The sequence below is a fragment of the Neisseria weixii genome (assembly GCF_002327085.1).
Classification (GTDB): domain Bacteria; phylum Pseudomonadota; class Gammaproteobacteria; order Burkholderiales; family Neisseriaceae; genus Neisseria; species Neisseria weixii.
Genome location: NZ_CP023429.1, coordinates 1,284,410 through 1,301,920 on the forward strand (window position 1 = coordinate 1,284,410; position 17,511 = coordinate 1,301,920).

Here is a 17,511-nt window from a genome sequence, read left to right on the forward strand (position 1 = left end):
ATTTAAACCAAAGACTGAGGCCTTTGCAAAACCCCGGATTTGAGTACAGTTCGAAGTTAGAGCAGAGCAGGAAGCGAAGACATATCATGAAGATAGGCAAGCTTTCGAGCAGCGCATAACGAAGAAATGTACCAAAGATGGGGAGTTTGCAAAGGTCTCAGGCCGTCTGAACCCTAAGTTCCCCCATCTTATGAAAGCTTTACTTGATTTCCTGCCCCTGATTGTTTTTTTCTACCTTTATAAAACCGTCGAGCCGACCGATACCAACCATCCGCTGCTGCAACTTACCGGCGCGGCGGGCAGCGACAATAACCACGTTTTAGCCGCTACCGCCGGTTTGATTATCGCCACAGTGTTGGTGTACGGCTATCAACTGGTGAAACAGAAATTCCGTCTGGAGCGCCAGCAATGGCTTGTATTGGCCATGACGGTGGTGTTCGGCGGTGTGACGCTGGCGTTAAGCGATGATTACTATATCCGCCTGAAAGCCGTATTGCTCAATGCCGCATTCGGCCTGGGCATGCTGGTGTCGCACTTTTTCTTCAACGACCGCCGCTCTGCCGTGCAAAAAATGTTTGATTCGGTATTGGTGCTCTCGGCCGATGGCTGGAAGAAACTCAATTGGGCTTGGGCGGGCATGTTTTTCCTGCTGGCCGCGCTGCATGCTTTTTTTGCCTTTGTGTTTGCCGGCGGCCGGTATTGGGGCGAATTCACCGCATTCGGTGATTTGATTGTGATGCTCAGCTGCATGGGCATTATGTTTTTCGTGTTGCGCAAGCATTTCAAAAGCGAATGGCGCTGACAAAAATTTCTGCCGCAAGGCCGTCTGAATATGCCGTGTTCCTGCTATAATCATCCTACCGATTGTTGATTTTTCAGACGGCCTTTCGGTATTACAGGCGGTCTGAACGTTGTAATGTGAACCCTGCCATGAATCTCTTCACCGTGCTCCGCCCCGCTACCGAAAAAGACTGCCCTTTCATTCACAGCGCGCATCTGCATGCCGTTCAATATACCTGTATCCGCAGTTACAACGAACGCGTATTGCAGGCATGGGAAAAATTGCTCGGTATGGAAAGCTATCACGCCACGATGGCCGATAAAACCAAGGCCTTGTGGGTGGTGGAATACCGTGACGCAATTCAAGGCTTTTTCCAAGTCGATTTCAAAGAAGCCCAACTTGACGCGCTCTATGTCCATCCTTTAATGCACAACAAAGGCTTAGGCACGGCGCTGCTGCAGCGTGCCGAGGAATTGGCGCACGACGCAGGCTTGAGCTTTTTAAAACTTTACGCTTCGCTCAATTCCGTGCCGTTTTACCGCTTAAACGGCTACGAATCCTTAGGCGAAGCGGTGCTGCCTTTAAACGAACATGTCAAAGTCAAATGCGAATTAATGCGCAAATATGTATAGCAGTAATCAGGCCGTTTTAAAGATTAGTGAACTACACCCCAAAAGTTGGGTTCCAACTTTTGGGGTGTAGTTCATCCTTTCCAGACGGCCTGAGACCTTTATTGTGTGGGTTTCAAACCGATTTATTCATAAAATCATCGCGTTTGATCAAAATATAAGCCAATACCACCGCTAACAATGCCGTGCCCGACCCAATAAATCCAATGCTGCCCAAACCCAGCCAAACGGTGACATAATGCCCCAACAGCGCACCGTCGCCGATACCAACATTATACAGCCCGAATAAATAAATCGTGGCAACATCGGTGGCATCAGAAGCAAAGTTCAACACTTTGGCAATCATCGACAAGCTGACTATACTGATGGCCAATCCCCAGACAAAACACAACACATACACCGCCCATGCCGAGCCGGCCAACGGCCACAGCAAAGCCGTCATCAATACCACAAAGGCCGCTGCGCCGATAAAGAATTGGCGCGGGAACTTGGCAAACCATTTACCGAACACAAACGAAGCCACAAAACCGGCTGCACCATACAGGCCCAACACAATCGTTACCTGCTCCGGCTTAAAGCCGCCGATTTGCAGCACAAACGGCTCGATATAGCTATACGCGGTAAAATGCGCAGTAATAATCAAAATGGTAAAGCCGTACAGCAGCATTAGATTTTTGCGTTTTACCAGTAAAGGTAGGCTGCTCAATGAGCCGGAATTCACACTCGGCAGCAAGGGCAAATTTTTCGCCAGCACAATCATCACCACCGCAGCACAAACGCCGATCAGCAAAAAGCTGATTTGCCACGAATAAAACTGTCCAATCACCCGCCCCAGCGGAATACCCATCACCATCGCCATCACCGTACCGGTACTCAACAAACCCAGCGCCTGTGTGCTTTTGCCTTGCGGCGCAACCCGCACGGCCAAAGACGCCGTAATCGACCAAAACACCGCGTGCGTCAGAGCAATACAAATCCGGCTGACAAATAACACGCTGAAATTCCATGCGAAAAAAGACAACAAATGCCCGACTACAAACACAGCAAACAAAACCAGCAAAAGCTTGCGGCGTTCAAAATTTTTGGTGGCCAGCATTAGCGGCAGTGACAACAACGCCACGATCCACGCATACACGGTCAGCATAATACCGGCTTCGGTGGAGGCCATACCGAAGGTTTGGCCAATGTCGCTCAACAGTGCAATCGGAATAAATTCGGTGGTGTTGAAAATAAACGCCCCACCGCCAAGGCCAACACGCTCAGCCATTGTTTTTTCTCTTTTGCTGCCGACATAATCTTAATCTTCCCTATCAAAACAGGGGCGTTATTCTACTCCCTTCACACAATAATTAAAACAATAACAATTGCCTATATTTATTTTGATTTCAAATATTTCATATGATCTTTATAAGATAGATAGGCCGTCTGAAACAACACTTGACCCTTACCCCATGTTAAGGTTTATATTTTGATAACCTAACAAGCAAACGAAAGGAAAAATCATGGAAAGCATCACCTTAAACGTAGAAGGTATGACCTGCGGCGGCTGCGTGAAAAGCGTAACCCGCATTTTGGAAAACACCGACGGCGTTGCCAAAGCCGAAGTGAGCTTGGAAAACAAAAGCGCCGTGATTGAATTCGATGCCACCAAAACCAATGTCGATGCTTTAATCGAAGCGATTGAAGACGGCGGCTTTGATGCTTCGCTTTGATCATATGCTCAAGGCCGTCTGAAAACAGGATTTTCAGACGGCCTTTATCTTTGGGAATGCTTGACTTTAACCCATCATTAAGGTTTAAGCTTTCTATATCTCGTCATTAACTGGACAACGAAAATGAAACAAAAAGTCCGTTTCCAAATCGAAGGCATGACCTGCCAAGCTTGCGCCTCACGCATTGAGAAAGTATTGAACAAAAAAGACTTTATCGAAAGCGCGGGTGTGAATTTTGCCAGCGAAGAAGCGCAGGTCGTCTTTGACGACAGCCGCAGTTCAATAGCCGACATCACGCGAATCATCGAAAAAACCGGTTTCGGCGCGCAACAAAAAACTGATACGCTGCCTAAAGCCGACAGCGGCGAACCAGTGCATATCGGATGGCGTTTGTGGCTGTTGCTGGCCATTAATGCCCCGTTCCTCATCGGCATGTCAGGCATGATGATTGGCCGCCACGATTGGATGATGCCTGTCATGTGGCAATTTGCCTTAGCCAGCATTGTGCAGCTTTGGCTCGCGATTCCGTTCTACAAAAGCGCATGGGCTTCGATTAAGGGCGGCTTGGCCAACATGGATGTGCTGGTCACCACCGGCACGGTGTCGATTTATCTTTATTCGGTGTATATGATGTTCCAACACCGCGGCATGGGGCACGACGGCATGGCGCATGTGTATTTTGAAGCGGGCGTGATGGTAATCGGCTTTGTGTCGCTGGGTAAATTTTTGGAACATCGTACCAAAAAATCCAGCCTCAACAGCTTATCGCTGATGCTGAAACTCACGCCAAGCAAAGTGAATGTTCAGCGCAACGGGACATGGCACTCATTGTCTTTAGACCAAGTGCAGACCGGCGATATGCTGCGCGCCAACCATGGGGAGCGCATTGCCGCTGACGGCGTGGTCGAAAGCGGCAGCGGCTGGACAGACGAAAGCCACCTGACCGGTGAATCCAATCCCGAAATGAAACAACAAGGCAGCAAGGTTTTGGCCGGTGCGCTGGTCACCGACGGCAGCTTGATTTACCGCGCTACGCAATTAGGCAGCCACACTTTACTGGGCGACATGATGAACGCGCTTTCCGAGGCGCAAGGCAGCAAAGCGCCGATTTCGCGCATGGCCGATAAAGTAGCGGCGGTGTTTGTGCCGGTGGTGGTCGGCATTTCGCTGCTTACGTTCGCGCTCACATGGAGCCTAAAAGGCGATTGGCAGGCCGGCTTGATGCATGCGGTGGCCGTGTTGGTGATTGCCTGCCCCTGCGCACTGGGTTTGGCCACACCGGCAGCGATTATGGTCGGCATGGGCAAAGCGGTGAAACACGGCATTTGGTTTAAAGATGCCGCCTCGATGGAGGAATCGGCACATGTCAACGCCGTGGTGTTCGACAAAACCGGCACGCTCACCGAAGGCCGACCGCAAGTGGCGGCGGTTTATCTGATGCTGGATAGCGGTTTTGACGAAGATGATTTGTTCCGCATCGCCGCTGCCGTCGAGCAAAATGCGACTCATCCGCTTGCCAACGCGATTGTTTCGGCTGCCTTAGCGCGCAATTTGGATTTACCGCCAACCAGTCAGGCACAAACGGTAGTCGGCGCCGGCATTTCCGCAAAAATCAGCGGTTTGGGCTTGGTGAAAGTCGGCAAAACCAATTACGCCAATTTGACCTTACCGGCTGATTTAGACGGCGTATGGCCAATTGCCAGCCTGGTAGCGGTATCGGTTGACGACCGCCCTGTCGGCGCATTCGCCTTAGCTGATGCACTGAAAAGCGACACCGCCGAAGCAATACGCCGTCTGAAAGCACATGATATCGAGGTGTATGTGATGAGTGGCGACAATCAAAATACCGTCGAATACATCGCCACGCAACTGGACATTGAACACGCGTTCGGCAACATGAGTCCGCGCGATAAAGCGGCGGCGGTGCAAAAACTCAAAGACGAAGGCAAAGTTGTCGCCATGGTCGGCGACGGTATCAACGATGCCCCTGCTTTGACTGCCGCTAATGTCAGCTTTGCCATGAAAGGCGGCGCCGATGTGGCCGAACACACCGCTTCGGCCACGCTGATGCAGTATTCGGTTAACCAATTGGTCGATGCCCTGCTCATTTCCCGCGCCACTTTGAAGAACATCAAGCAAAACCTGTTTTTCGCCTTTTTCTACAATATTCTCGGCATCCGCTGGCCGCTTTGGGTTTTCTCAGCCCGGTGATTGCCGGTGCGGCCATGGCAATGAGCTCGGTATCGGTATTAACCAGTGCTTTACGTTTGAAACACGTGAAAATTGACTGATGCCGTATCCAAAAGGTCGGAAGCCGTCTGAACACTGTGTGTATCAGACGGCCTTTTTTCGTTTATAATCGCTTTTATTTTTGATGGAAACCCGACCATGGAAATGATGGCCGCAATGAATATCTTTTTAATTGCGTTGTTGATTTTTACCGTATTATTGGTATGGTCGCGCAATTGGAAACGCAAACAGGCTTATTTGGAACACATCAAAAGCAAACCGGATACATTTGAATGGATCAGCAAAAACCTTACCGGCGTAGAAATCAAAGATTTAAAAGCCGTGGCCGACCGCTTTGGTCTGCCCATGTTGCAAGCCAAACAATTAATTGATTTTTATCGTCAAATCATCAAGCCAAATAAGCTTTACAAAACCCGGCCTGGTGATTTAACCCATGTTAAGGCCGTCTGAAATAATTAATATTATAATGTTAATTATTTCAGACGGCCTTAACAGCAGGGGGAAACATGACGGTTTATCTTATTGGCGACTCAATCCGACTGGGCTATGAAGCTACGGTGCAAGCTGCCCTACCCGATGTCGCTGTTCTCTCACCGGTCAACAATTGCCGCTCATCACATGATGTGTTGCGGCATATCGAACAATGGACGCAAGGCGCACAGGCCGGGGATATTATTCACCTAAACTGCGGTCTGCACGACATCCGCTACAATGTCGGAAGCCACAAGCCCTTAACCAATCTCCAAACCTACCAAGCCAATCTGCGACACATTTTTAGCCGCTTGCGGCAAGCCGGGGCACAAATTATTGGGCAAGCACACCTTTTTTGCAAAGCGTACACAATGTCACCAAATCATCGCGCCGCTATCTGAAAGATGTTCAAACCTATAACCAAATAGCCCAAGACTTGGCACATGAATTCGGTTTTGCCATTAATGATTTATATGGGTTGATGTTTGTACAGGACTTAACCGCGCTGACTGTCTGCGACGGGCTGCATTTCAATGAATTTGGCAATGAAATATTAGGCAATGCGGTAGCTGAATCGATTCGGAAAATGATTTTGTAAATGAATTAATCAAAATGAGGCCGTCTGAAACTTAATGCTTCAGACGGCCTTTTCCGCGGTATTCAATTTCGGATGGTCTGAGATACGTGCAAAACCTCAAGAACCACCAATAAAACCCTAAAGCCGTCATTCCCGCGCAGGCGGGAATCCATCGCACCATCCAAGAAACCTATTTTATTCAACTGTTTACCATGATTTAAAATGGATTCCCGCCTGCGCGGGAATGACGTCGGTTTTTTGTGTGCTAGCTTTTGAAGGAGTTTTGTAAAGGTTTCGACCTACTCGCGCATCACTTCTTCAATATCCGCCACCCTTTTCGGTGCCAACACAGTGTAATTTTCACAACCGCTTTCGGTTACCAACACATTGTCTTCAATGCGGATACCAGTATTGTGGAAGGCTTCAGGAATATCATCGGCCGCGGCAATATATAAGCCCGGCTCGATGGTGCTGCACATGCCCGGCCGCAGCAATAAAGGCTTGCCATCATGCCAGCGCTTGCCGACATCATGCACATCCAAGCCGACCCAATGACCCAAGCCGTGCATGTAGAAGCGCTGATAGGCTTGCGATTCAATGTTGCCGTCAACCGTGCCGCGCAATAATTTTGATCAATCAAGCCTTGTACCAAAATTTTCAACGCAATCAGGTGAATCTCACGCCAATCGACATTCGGTTTCACGGCGGCAATAGCCGCTTCATTGGCGGTCAACACGACTTCGTAAATGTCTTTTTGCGCCGCGGTAAATTTACCGTTTACCGGAAAAGTACGCGTGATGTCGCCGGCGTAAAAAGCGTATTCGGCACCGGCATCAATCAGCAGCAAATCACCGTCTTGCAACGCATCTTTGTTGTCAACATAGTGCAGGCAGCACGCGTTTTTACCTCCTGCCACAATGCTGTTGTAAGACGGAAAGCGCGCACCATGACACATGAATTCGTACAGGATTTCCGCTTCGATTTGCAGCTCATTCATACCCGGGCGTGTTTTCTGCATGGCTCGGATATGCGCCAATGCGCTGATTTCACCTGCTTTTTTCAAGAGTGCAATTTCATGTTCGTCTTTGATCAGCCGCATACCGTCCAATAGCGTCGCCAAATCGGCCAAATTTTCCGGTGCATAAGTATTGGTTTGAATACGGCGGCCGGCACTTTGCTGCACGCTGTGCCAGTTGGCCATCACTTCCTTATCGTGTTCGGGATATAAGCCCCACAAGGCATACAGGCTCTTTTTATTCAGCAGTGCTTGGGTTAGTTTCGCCGGCCATTCGCTGTTGGCATAGGCTTCATCAAAACCGAAAACTTCCAGCGCCGCTTCAGGCCCATATCTGAAACCATGCCAAATTTCGCTTAAAGCATCTTTTTCGCGACAAAACAAAATGCTTTTTTGCGTCGCACCATCCAACAACAACACCGCTTGCGGCTCGTCAAATCCGGTCAGGTAATGAAAATAGCTGTCTTGACGGAACGGGAATTCAGTATCGTTGCTGCGGCGTTGTTCCGGCGAAGCAAACAAAACCGCCACGCCTTCGCTGCCGATTTGTTGCAGCACGAGCTGGCGGCGTTGGATAAACGGAGTATTGTTCATCATGTTTCCTTAAGGCCGTCTGAAATTTTTAAAGCCCTTCAGACGGCCTCATTATTATTAATATGATTTACAATCAAAGACTAATCAGGTGATTTCAAAGTTTGGGCCTGCTTGATTTTTCGGGCAAACCACAAAGCTGCCGCTGCGCCGCACACATCAGCGACCGCATCCCAAAACGAGCCTTCGCGTGTTTGCGTAAACATTGCCTGTCCACACTCACTGGCTGCGGCAAACACCACAGCAAAAATCATCAGGCCTCGATACGGAATCGGCCGTTTATCGGTCATATATGCTTTGGCCAGCAGCCAAAATTGTGCGAAAAACAAAGCAAAATGCGCCACTTTATCGAAATTCGGAAACGGTGGCACACCGCCTGTTGATTCACGAAACAGCAGTGAATAAATGATCGCGGCAAACCAAAGCGCGGCCAATGTGGTAAATTTATTGCGCGGCAAGGTCATTTTCACCCTCTTCGTCCAGCCATATTTGGCAGATTTTGGCCAAGCGCACGAATTTACCACCGCGCCCGTTTAGCAAATCACACCATTGCACCACTTCTTCTCGGCTTGGGGCATCATCCAAGCTGCACTCATATAATAAAAAATCAAGCGTTTCTTCGACTGTGCCAACGCTTTCGGTTTCAATCAAATCAATCAATTCTCTCATGGTTTAGGCCGTCTGAAATATAGGGTTATCGACTGTGTAAAAAACGCTGAGCTTCTTCAAATTCACCCGCAGTCAGCAGCGGTATGCCTTTGATGGATTTATTGACTGAATCTTCAATCAGCTGGCGGTGTTCGGCGCTCGGTTTGTTCAACACGTAAGCCGGCACCAACGCCTTATCGCCCGGATGATCAATGCCCAGACGCAGGCGGTAGAAATTCGGCGTACCCAATCGGGCTTGAATGTCTTTCAAGCCGTTGTGGCCGCCATTACCACCGCCGAGCTTGAATTTAATGCGGCCGCATTCGATGTCGAGTTCATCGTGCACCACCAGAATTTCTTCGGGTTCAATCTTGTAAAACTGTGCCAAGGCCGCCACCGCCTGACCGGAACGGTTCATAAACATCATCGGCTTAATCAGCCAAACATCACCTTCCGAACGGCTCACCCGCGCCACTTCCCCGAAGAATTTTTTCTCCTCTTTAAACGTCGCCTTCCATTGCCACGCCAATTCATCCAGCAGCCAAAAGCCGACATTGTGACGGGTTGCTTCATATTCTTTACCGGGGTTACCCAGACCGACGATCATTTTGATTGGGGTAGACATAATTTTCTCGTTGGTGTGTGTTTCTTACGAAGGCCGTCTGAAATTGAATGGTTCAGACGGCCTCAAACTTCAATCTTCCTGATTTTGTACACGCTGTCTTCGCGCTTCTTTCGGATCAATCGACAAAGGTCGATACACTTCAATGCGGTCTTTATCGCGCAATAGGGTATCGTCTTTGGTCAGTTTCCCGAAAATGCCGAGCTTGGCCGAATGCAAATCCAAATCGGGAAACTCCTTTTCCAAACCGCTTTGCAAGACAGCTTGACGAATGGTGGAGCCCTTGGCTACCCGCATGGTTTTCAGCACTTGCTTGTCGGGCAAGCCGTACACGATTTCAATGTTAAGCATAGCGGCGGTCAGCCTCTTTAACAAATGCGTCCACCAAGGTGCCGGACAGATGATTAAATACCGGCGAAATCATCGCCGATAAAATCGAACTGTTGAATTCGTATTCTAATTTGAATTCAATTTGGCACATATCATCACCCAAATCAACAAACCGCCATGTCCCGCGCAGGGTTTTAAACGGCCCTTCCAACAAATCCATTTTGATTTCTTGACCGGGAACATTGTGATTATGCGTGGCAAACGATTGACGAACGCCCATATAGTCCATAAACAGGCGCGCTTTCAATTCGGTATCGGTGCGCCCGATGATTTCGGTTTTGCTGTACCACGGCAGGAATTTCGGATAATCCTCCACCCGGTCAACCAACTCAAACATCTGCTTGGCGCTGTGTAACACCAACACGCTTTTTTCTACTGTTTTCATGGTGGAATTAAGCTTAGCAAAAGTACCATTATAAACGAATTTGCCGGTCTTTTCAGACGGCCTGAAGGAATAATCTTCAATATTTATGTTATTTTTACTTCGCCTCGATTGTTTCGGATATGAAAAAAACGGCAGCGTTGACGCTGCCGTTTCATATACCGGTTATGGCTTGCTCACACCCGAATCATTACTGGAAGAATGCTCAGGTTTCACATTTTGCACTTCGGTTTGCGGACCTTCAGGCGTAATCACCATCACCTGCTCCGGCTCGCCTTTTTCTTCTTCAGACTCATCTTTACGCAAATTGTGGCTGTAATCTTTTGGCGGACTAGGCTGCTCGCCTGCCATGATTTCCAATACCTGATCGCGATCGATGGTTTCCCAATCCATCAGTGCTTTACACATGGTTTCCATTTTATCTCGGTTCTCATCCAAGATTTTATAGGCCACGGCGTATTGCTCATCCAAAATACGGCGGATTTCGGCATCCACATCTTGCTGGGTTTTCTCGGAAATGTTTTGCGAACGGGTCACGCTGCGGCCCAAGAACACTTCACCTTCATTTTCTGCATAAACCATTACACCCATTTTATCGCTCATGCCGTAGCGGGTAACCATTTCGCGGGCAATTTGCGTAGCGCGCTCGAAGTCATTGGAAGCGCCGGTAGAAATACGGCCGACAAAAATATCTTCGGCAATACGACCACCAAACAGAATCGCGATTTGGCTCAGCATTTGGTCTTTATACATGCTGATGCGGTCGCGTTCCGGCAACTGCCAAGTCAAGCCCAAGGCTCGGCCGCGCGGCATAATGGTGACTTTATGCACCGGATCGGTGAAATCCAAGCTCTCGGCAACAATGGCATGACCCGATTCATGGTAAGCCGTCGCACGTTTTTCATCTTCATGCATCACCATTGAGCGGCGCTCAGGACCCATGTAGATTTTGTCTTTGGCATCTTCAAAATCGCTTTGATCGACTTTGATTTTATTGCGGCGACCGGCAAACAAAGCTGCTTCGTTCACTAAGTTGGCCAAATCGGCACCGGAGAAACCCGGGGTACCGCGCGCCAATGAAGTCAAATCAACCGACTCATCCAAAGGCACTTTTTTAGCATGCACTTTCAAAATCTGCTCGCGGCCACGGATATCCGGCAACGGCACCACGACTTGACGGTCGAAACGACCCGGGCGCTGCAAAGCAGGGTCCAATACGTCCGGACGGTTGGTTGCGGCAATCACAATCACGGTTTGATTGCTTTCAAAGCCATCCATCTCAACCAGCAACTGGTTCAAAGTTTGTTCGCGTTCATCGTTACCACCACCCAAACCGGCACCACGCTGGCGACCTACGGCATCAATCTCATCAATAAAGATGATGCAAGGCGAATTTTTCTTGGCTTGTTCAAACATATCGCGCACACGGCTGGCACCGACACCGACGAACATTTCCACGAAATCCGAACCGGAAATGCTGAAGAACGGCACACCTGCCTCACCGGCAATTGCTTTGGCCAGCAAGGTTTTACCTGTACCCGGACTACCGGCCAGCAAAATACCGCGCGGCACACGGCCACCCAAGCTTTGATAGCGGGTTGGCGCTTTGAGGTAATCAACAATTTCCTGAACTTCTTCTTTGGCTTCATCGCAACCGGCCACATCAGCAAAAGTCACTTTGTTGGCATCTTTATCCAACAATTTGGCGCGGCTCTTACCGAATGAAAACGCACCGCCTTTACCACCGCCACCGCTTTGCATACGCATGAAGTAGAACCATGCACCGATCAACAGCAATACCGGCAACAGGCTGAAGAACAAGCTGCCGAGCATGCTCGGTTTTTCTTCAGGTGTCACTTTGACGCGGACATCTTTATCCAATAAAGTCTGAATCAGCTTATCGTCAAGCGGCGCATTAGTGAAAAACGAAGTTTTATCGGCGCGCTCACCTTTGATCAGATAACCGCTCACGACCGAACCTTCGATATTCACGCTGGTCACTTCACCGTTGTTTACCTGTTGGATAAACTGCGAATATTCGATTTGTTGTTTATTTTCCTGCTTGTCATTAATGGCATTGAATGCCGCCATAAGGCAGACACCCAGCACCAACCAGACCAATACATGTTTAATGGTATTCCCCACTGAATCAGGCTCCATATATAAAGGTAAACGAAAGAAACGATTTTAATGCACGCTGCCCATATTGTCAGCGTTTATTTTTGCCCAATAAATAAATCTCACTGGAACGATTGCGGGAAGCCTCAGGCTTGCGCGTTTGCACCACGGCAAAAATTTCCCGCATGGCCGCCAGATATTCCTGATAGCCTGTGCCCTGAAATACTTTAACCAAAAATCACCGCCTGTTTTCAAATGGTTGACAGCAAAATCCAAAGCCAATTCGCATAAATAAAAGCTCTTGGCCTGATCGGTCACGGCATTACCCGACATATTGGGTGCCATATCGCAAATTACAAGGTCTAAGGGGCGATTATCCAACAGCGACTCAAATTGCGCCAACACATCGTCCTCGCGAAAATCCCCCTGAATAAATGAAACACCGTCGATTTCATCCATCGGCAAAATATCCAAAGCAAATACCTGGCCGTTTTTACCAACTAATTTGGCCGCCACCTGCGACCAACTGCCCGGTGCGCTGCCTAAATCAGCCAAAATCGTGCCCGGCTTAATGAGCTTGTCTTTTTCATTGATTTCCAAAAGCTTATAAGCTGCACGCGCACGATAGCCGTCTTTTTGTGCCATGTGGACATAATGGTCGTTCACATGTTCGTTGAGCCATGCTTTGGAGGATTTGGAACGTACTGCCATAGTGTGTGAATGTGAAAATTGAATGGCGCTATTGTACGTTATTTTCTCGCAGCCCGCCGTTAAATCGCGTACAATATCAGATTATTATTTTTTAATTTAAGCAATACAAACATGTCTGACGATAAATTAAGCACCAAAGAAATTTTGGAACTCAAAGCCCGCGCGCATCACCTGAATCCGGTGGTGATGATCGGCCAACACGGTTTGACAGAATCTGTAATCAAAGAAACCGATGCCGCGCTCACCGCCCACGAATTGATTAAAGTGCGCGTATTGGGTGACGACCGTCAAGAGCGCGTAGAAATCTGCAATGCATTGTGCGAAGCAGTGGACGCACAATTGGTGCAACACATTGGCAAATTATTGGTTTTATGGCGTAAAAACTTAGAAATGTAAGCCGATTAAACAATTGCATTATAAAGGCCGTCTGAAAAAATGATTTTCAGACGGCCTTTTGATTTTCCAATTCATTAATTCATTTCCATTCAAGAGCAGAAATCCGCCAAATCAGCACCAATGCCAAAATCGCGCAAATCATATAAATCAAACTGGAAATACCGTGCCACATACCGAATGAACCGCCAGTTAAGCTAAGCAGCCAATTGGTAGTTTGGGTTTTATGCGCTTCAATCACCGGCGTGACCAAAAATTGATTGACAGCCAAACCGAGCCACAATGCTGCAATCAACTTGCCGTTTATCGAGCGTATATTGTGCGCCGCTGCTACACGTTTACCGGCAAAATACACCAGCGCCCAAACCACCAAACCCGTGCAAGACACCACATTAAACAACTCTCCCGCAATCGCACCGGCCTGTAATTTAGGCAAAATTTCAAACAACACCGGCGCAGCGATATAGCCCGCCATCATTTGCATGCCCAGCCATATGCCGGCTAACGCAACAACCGATTTATTCATACTGCCCTCCTTTGATTCAGACCAAGACCTTTGCAAAATCTCTATTTTTAGCGCATTTCTTCGTTATGCACTACTCGAAAGCTTGCCTATCCGATTGATATATCTTCACTTTCTGCACTATTATAACTTCGAACAGCACTCAAACCTGAGGATTTCCAAAGGTCTCAGGCCGTCTGAAAACAAATCCTTTCAGACGGCCTGATAATCCGTAATCGAATCTTTGATTAATTAAATATATTGCACCGAAATAATATCGTATTCGCGCACACCGCCCGGCGCCTGTACTTCTGCTATATCACCCTCTTCTTTGCCGATTAAAGCACGGGCAATCGGCGAACCGACGTAAATTTTGCGCTCTTTAATATCGGCTTCATCTTCACCGACGATTTGGTAGGTAACCTGCTCTTCGGTTTCCAAATCTTCCAAAGTCACGGTGCTGCCGAACACGATTTTGCCTTCGGCATGGATTTCAGCCGGGTTGATGATGTGTGCCAAAGAAAGTTTGTTTTCCAATTCGGAAATACGGCCTTCGATGAAACCTTGACGTTCTTTGGCGGCTTCGTATTCCGCGTTTTCCGACAAATCACCGTGCGAACGCGCTTCGGCAATCGCTTCAATCACTTCCGGACGGGCAACGCTTTTCAAGTATTGTAATTCTTGTTTCAATAATTCTGCACCGCGCACGGTCAATGGAATTTTTTGCATGGTATGTTCTCCGCAAAGCGTTTATACGTTTCTTCATTGATGGTGTCACGCCCACGGTCGGTCAGACCGCGGGCGCAAAATAAAAATACAAGCCGCCTGTGTTCGGCGGCTTGTTCGTAAAAATTGAATAGTGTTATTGTACCACCAAACCTGAAAACCGCAATGCTAAAAAGGGATTTCAAGGTGATTCGTGGCTTATTGGTCACACAAGCACAGGCCGTCTGAAACAAATTGAATCGATCTTGTCGGGCTGTCTGCTTGTGCCAATCATTAAAACGGAATATCGTCGTCAATATCGTCAACCGGAGCAGCCGGTGCAGTTGGCGCGCGGCGTGCCTGTGCAGCCGGTGGCGCGCTTGGTGCTTCTTGCTGATGAGCCGGAGCAGATTGGTAAGAGTGCTGCGGTGCAGATTGTTGGTAACCGCCTTGAGAACCTTGATAGCCGCCTTGATCATAGCCTCCGTCATCATAAGGTACGCCGCCTGAATTGTCATTTCGGCTACCCAGCATTTTCATTTCGCTGGCGATGATGTCGTAAGCAGTGCGCTCAATGCCGTCTTTGCCTTGGTATTTGCGGCTTTGAATGCGGCCCTCCAAATACACTTGGCTGCCTTTGCGCAGATACTGGCCGGCAATTTCAGCCAAGCGGCGGTACATGGTGATGTTGTGCCATTCGGTACGTTCTTGGCGCTGGCCGTTACGGTCGTTCCAGGTTTCACTGGTGGCCACGCTGAAGTTGCACACCGCCTCACCGTTGGGCATGTAACGGACTTCCGGATCGCGTCCCAAGCGGCCGATAAGGATGACTTTATTCAATGACATATCAATCTCCTGAAATGATTTTTTCCACTGCCGGCAGGTCGAAACCTTTTTGCAGCGCTTTAATATAAACGGTTTGTTTGTCTTGGCTGAACGTCACTGCTTCCACACCGGATAATCCGGTCAGCGCATGGTAAAGCGCGTCGGTTCGCCCCTGCCATTGCGGCTGTACCGCATAAGCAATATTCTTCACAGGCTTGGGCGCAGGTGACACCCAAGCAACCAGCAACCATAGCAACATCAACGCGCTGCAAAAGGCAAACACGCCGTTGAAGCCGTAATGCTGAAACAAGACCCCGCCAACCATACCGCCGGCAAACAGGCCGATGGATTGCATGGTATTGTATACTCCCATTGCCGTACCCTTCAAATCCGACGGCGCGATTTTCGACACCATCGACGGCAGACTGGCTTCCAACACATTAAAACCGATAAAATAAATAATCATAAACGCCGTAATGAGCCAAATGGAGCTCAAGCCGAACATCAAAGCGATTTGTGCCGAAGCGATACACGCAATACCAAAAATAAACACTTGTTTCAGTTTATTGCGTGTTTCACCCACGATAATAAGAGGCACCATCAATACCAAACCGATGATGGTCGCCGGCAGATACACTTTCCAATGTTGGGTTTTATGCAAGCCCAATGCCTCCATGGCAAACGGCAAGGTAGTAAACAGCGCCATTTGCGCCACGTGCAGCGCGAAAATGCCGAAATCCAAACTTAATAATTGGCGGTTTTCAATACTTCGGCCACCCGAGCCGGCTGTGCCTGCGCATCATCGTGTACGCGGGACTGCTTGGGATTAGGCGTCATCCATGCCACCACGCCTATGCTGCTTACTGTCAGCACACCGGTCAGGGCAAACAAACCCTGCACGCCAACCCAGGCTGCCATCATCGGTGCCAGCACCAGGCTCACAGAGAAAGTCAAACCGATGCTCAAACCGATCATCGCCATAGCACGGGTGCGCACTTCATCTCGCGTCAAGTCGGCCAATAAAGCCGTCACCGCTGCACTCACCGCACCCGCCCCCTGCAAAGCGCGTGCCACCACCAGCATGGGTAAAGAATCGGCCACTGCAGCCATGAAACTGCCGGCAGCAAAGATAATCAGGCCGATGTAAATCACTTTTTTGCGGCCAAACTTATCCGAGGCCATACCCATCGGCAATTGCAATAATGCCTGCGTCAAGCCGTAGATGCCCATCGCCAAGCCGATTAAGGCTTTGTTGTTTTCTGCACCGGGCAAGGTTGCCGCATACAAAGCCAACACTGGCAGCACCAAAAACATGCCCAGCATGCGCAGCGCATAAACACCCGAAAGCGTCGTACTGGCACGCCATTCGTGTGGAAACATTTGTATGCGGTTATCTCTAGCCATCATTATTTTTCAGACGGCCTCATGAAGCATCAGGCCGTCTGAAACCTAAAAAGTCGTTGTCGTTAACGGAAAGATTATACAGGATTCAAATTTCTTTGCATTTGCTTTATCGCAGCCGCCTGATTTCGTATGTGAAATCCATCAGCCATGCCATTGCCAGCGGTTGCGCCACGCACCCAAAACGGCATTGGGATATTTGTTGCTGCCCAAGCTGCCGTTAAACCGCGCCAAAGCACGCGTCAAATTGCCTTTTTCCACATTATTGTAGTGGCGCAAAATGGTGCAACCGTAGCGAAGATTGGTGCGGATGTCGAAAAGATTGTGTGAAGGTTTGCCGATATAGTTTTTCCAAAACGGCATGACCTGCATCAAACCGCGCGCGCCCACGCCGCTGATGGCATATTGGCGAAATGCGCTTTCCACTTCAATCAAGCCCAATACCACTTGCGGATCCAATCCGGCCCGGCTGGCTTCGTAGTGGATATTAATGAGTAAACGGCGGCGTTCTACGCCATCGGGCACAAATCTGGCCATGCGTGACGACATGGTTTGCAGCCAGCGCTCGCCCTCAGCTGCATTAGCAAATATCAAACGTGCCGGGTTGACATTATTAATCGAGCCGCGCATCACCGAAGCCACGTCATCCGACAAAGTTTCTTCCCGTTGCGCACCGGCAACGGCCAAAGCAGGGCTAAAAAGCAACGCGCCGCCCGCAACCAGCAAGCGGCGGCGTGACAAAGAGGGTTCGACAATCAGATGAGCAGTTTTTTCCATAAGCTAACGTA

At 49.0% G+C, this 17,511-nt stretch carries 17 protein-coding genes and 5 pseudogenes; 7 read left to right on the plus strand and 15 right to left on the minus strand.

What is annotated here, in order from left to right:
* The first annotated feature begins 190 nt into the window (after positions 1 to 190).
* Positions 191 to 802, plus strand: coding sequence for an inner membrane-spanning protein YciB (locus tag CGZ65_RS06565; protein ID WP_096295288.1), 612 nt, complete (start codon positions 191 to 193; stop codon positions 800 to 802).
* A gap of 128 nt (positions 803 to 930) precedes the next feature.
* Complete coding sequence (locus CGZ65_RS06570) at positions 931 to 1,413, plus strand: GNAT family N-acetyltransferase (protein ID WP_096296119.1); 483 nt, start codon at positions 931 to 933, stop codon at positions 1,411 to 1,413.
* Between the two features lie 112 nt (positions 1,414 to 1,525).
* Here CGZ65_RS06570 and CGZ65_RS06575 read toward each other — a convergent pair.
* Positions 1,526 to 2,703: pseudogene (locus CGZ65_RS06575) on the minus strand (sugar transporter).
* 209 nt (positions 2,704 to 2,912) lie between these two features.
* Here CGZ65_RS06575 and CGZ65_RS06580 point away from each other — a divergent pair.
* From CGZ65_RS06580 to CGZ65_RS14035, 4 genes and pseudogenes are all read left to right on the plus strand, one after another.
* On the plus strand, positions 2,913 to 3,122 hold the full coding sequence (locus CGZ65_RS06580) for a heavy-metal-associated domain-containing protein (protein WP_096295289.1): 210 nt from the start codon (positions 2,913 to 2,915) through the stop codon (positions 3,120 to 3,122).
* Between the two features lie 123 nt (positions 3,123 to 3,245).
* Positions 3,246 to 5,413: pseudogene (locus CGZ65_RS06585) on the plus strand (heavy metal translocating P-type ATPase).
* 97 nt (positions 5,414 to 5,510) lie between these two features.
* Complete coding sequence (locus CGZ65_RS06590; RefSeq protein ID WP_096295290.1) at positions 5,511 to 5,822, plus strand: hypothetical protein; 312 nt, start codon at positions 5,511 to 5,513, stop codon at positions 5,820 to 5,822.
* A 376-nt stretch (positions 5,823 to 6,198) separates the two neighbouring features.
* Complete coding sequence (locus CGZ65_RS14035; RefSeq protein ID WP_232507386.1) at positions 6,199 to 6,441, plus strand: SGNH/GDSL hydrolase family protein; 243 nt, start codon at positions 6,199 to 6,201, stop codon at positions 6,439 to 6,441.
* A gap of 278 nt (positions 6,442 to 6,719) precedes the next feature.
* On the opposite strand, the gene CGZ65_RS14040 is transcribed toward CGZ65_RS14035, so the two are convergent.
* The 9 genes and pseudogenes from CGZ65_RS14040 to CGZ65_RS06635 all read right to left on the minus strand — a co-directional run bounded on the left by CGZ65_RS14040 (position 6,720) and on the right by CGZ65_RS06635 (position 12,897).
* The gene (locus CGZ65_RS14040; RefSeq protein WP_232507387.1) at positions 6,720 to 6,989 is read right to left on the minus strand and encodes a M24 family metallopeptidase; all 270 of its coding nucleotides are present in this window, start codon (positions 6,987 to 6,989) and stop codon (positions 6,720 to 6,722) included.
* Between the two features lie 128 nt (positions 6,990 to 7,117).
* A pseudogene (locus CGZ65_RS06600) lies at positions 7,118 to 8,032 on the minus strand (aminopeptidase P N-terminal domain-containing protein); the annotation flags it as partial.
* A 77-nt stretch (positions 8,033 to 8,109) separates the two neighbouring features.
* Entirely contained in the window at positions 8,110 to 8,490 is a 381-nt protein-coding gene (locus tag CGZ65_RS06605) for a VanZ family protein (RefSeq protein WP_096295291.1), read from the minus strand.
* Positions 8,471 to 8,695, minus strand: a complete 225-nt coding sequence (locus CGZ65_RS06610; protein ID WP_096295292.1) for a dioxygenase — start codon at positions 8,693 to 8,695, stop codon at positions 8,471 to 8,473. Before CGZ65_RS06610 ends, CGZ65_RS06605 begins: the two co-directional genes overlap by 20 nt.
* Positions 8,696 to 8,720: 25 nt before the next feature.
* Complete coding sequence (gene pth, locus CGZ65_RS06615) at positions 8,721 to 9,299, minus strand: aminoacyl-tRNA hydrolase (protein ID WP_096295293.1); 579 nt, start codon at positions 9,297 to 9,299, stop codon at positions 8,721 to 8,723.
* A gap of 69 nt (positions 9,300 to 9,368) precedes the next feature.
* A complete protein-coding gene (locus CGZ65_RS06620; protein WP_096295294.1) occupies positions 9,369 to 9,647 on the minus strand; it encodes an RnfH family protein in 279 nt (92 codons plus the stop codon).
* Positions 9,640 to 10,071 carry a type II toxin-antitoxin system RatA family toxin gene (locus CGZ65_RS06625; protein ID WP_096295295.1) on the minus strand — a complete coding sequence of 144 codons (432 nt, stop codon included), beginning with the start codon at positions 10,069 to 10,071 and terminating at the stop codon, positions 9,640 to 9,642. Before CGZ65_RS06625 ends, CGZ65_RS06620 begins: the two co-directional genes overlap by 8 nt.
* Before the next feature lie 162 nt (positions 10,072 to 10,233).
* Positions 10,234 to 12,213 carry an ATP-dependent zinc metalloprotease FtsH gene (ftsH, locus tag CGZ65_RS06630; RefSeq protein ID WP_232507388.1) on the minus strand — a complete coding sequence of 660 codons (1,980 nt, stop codon included), beginning with the start codon at positions 12,211 to 12,213 and terminating at the stop codon, positions 10,234 to 10,236.
* Positions 12,214 to 12,277: 64 nt separating this feature from the next.
* Positions 12,278 to 12,897: pseudogene (locus CGZ65_RS06635) on the minus strand (RlmE family RNA methyltransferase).
* Positions 12,898 to 13,008: 111 nt separating this feature from the next.
* Between CGZ65_RS06635 and yhbY the strand changes: the two are divergent.
* The gene (gene yhbY, locus CGZ65_RS06640) at positions 13,009 to 13,293 is read left to right on the plus strand and encodes a ribosome assembly RNA-binding protein YhbY (RefSeq protein ID WP_096295297.1); all 285 of its coding nucleotides are present in this window, start codon (positions 13,009 to 13,011) and stop codon (positions 13,291 to 13,293) included.
* A 79-nt stretch (positions 13,294 to 13,372) separates the two neighbouring features.
* On the opposite strand, the gene CGZ65_RS06645 is transcribed toward yhbY, so the two are convergent.
* The 5 genes and pseudogenes from CGZ65_RS06645 to CGZ65_RS06665 all read right to left on the minus strand — a co-directional run bounded on the left by CGZ65_RS06645 (position 13,373) and on the right by CGZ65_RS06665 (position 17,500).
* Complete coding sequence (locus CGZ65_RS06645) at positions 13,373 to 13,816, minus strand: DUF4149 domain-containing protein (RefSeq protein ID WP_096295298.1); 444 nt, start codon at positions 13,814 to 13,816, stop codon at positions 13,373 to 13,375.
* Between the two features lie 228 nt (positions 13,817 to 14,044).
* Positions 14,045 to 14,521, minus strand: a complete 477-nt coding sequence (gene greA, locus CGZ65_RS06650; RefSeq protein WP_096295299.1) for a transcription elongation factor GreA — start codon at positions 14,519 to 14,521, stop codon at positions 14,045 to 14,047.
* Positions 14,522 to 14,791: 270 nt separating this feature from the next.
* Complete coding sequence (locus CGZ65_RS06655; RefSeq protein WP_096295300.1) at positions 14,792 to 15,343, minus strand: single-stranded DNA-binding protein; 552 nt, start codon at positions 15,341 to 15,343, stop codon at positions 14,792 to 14,794.
* A 1-nt stretch (position 15,344) separates the two neighbouring features.
* Positions 15,345 to 16,726: pseudogene (locus CGZ65_RS06660) on the minus strand (MFS transporter).
* Between the two features lie 141 nt (positions 16,727 to 16,867).
* Positions 16,868 to 17,500: a lytic transglycosylase domain-containing protein gene (locus tag CGZ65_RS06665; protein ID WP_096295301.1), complete on the minus strand. Its 633-nt coding sequence runs from the start codon at positions 17,498 to 17,500 to the stop codon at positions 16,868 to 16,870.
* Positions 17,501 to 17,511: the final 11 nt, after the last annotated feature.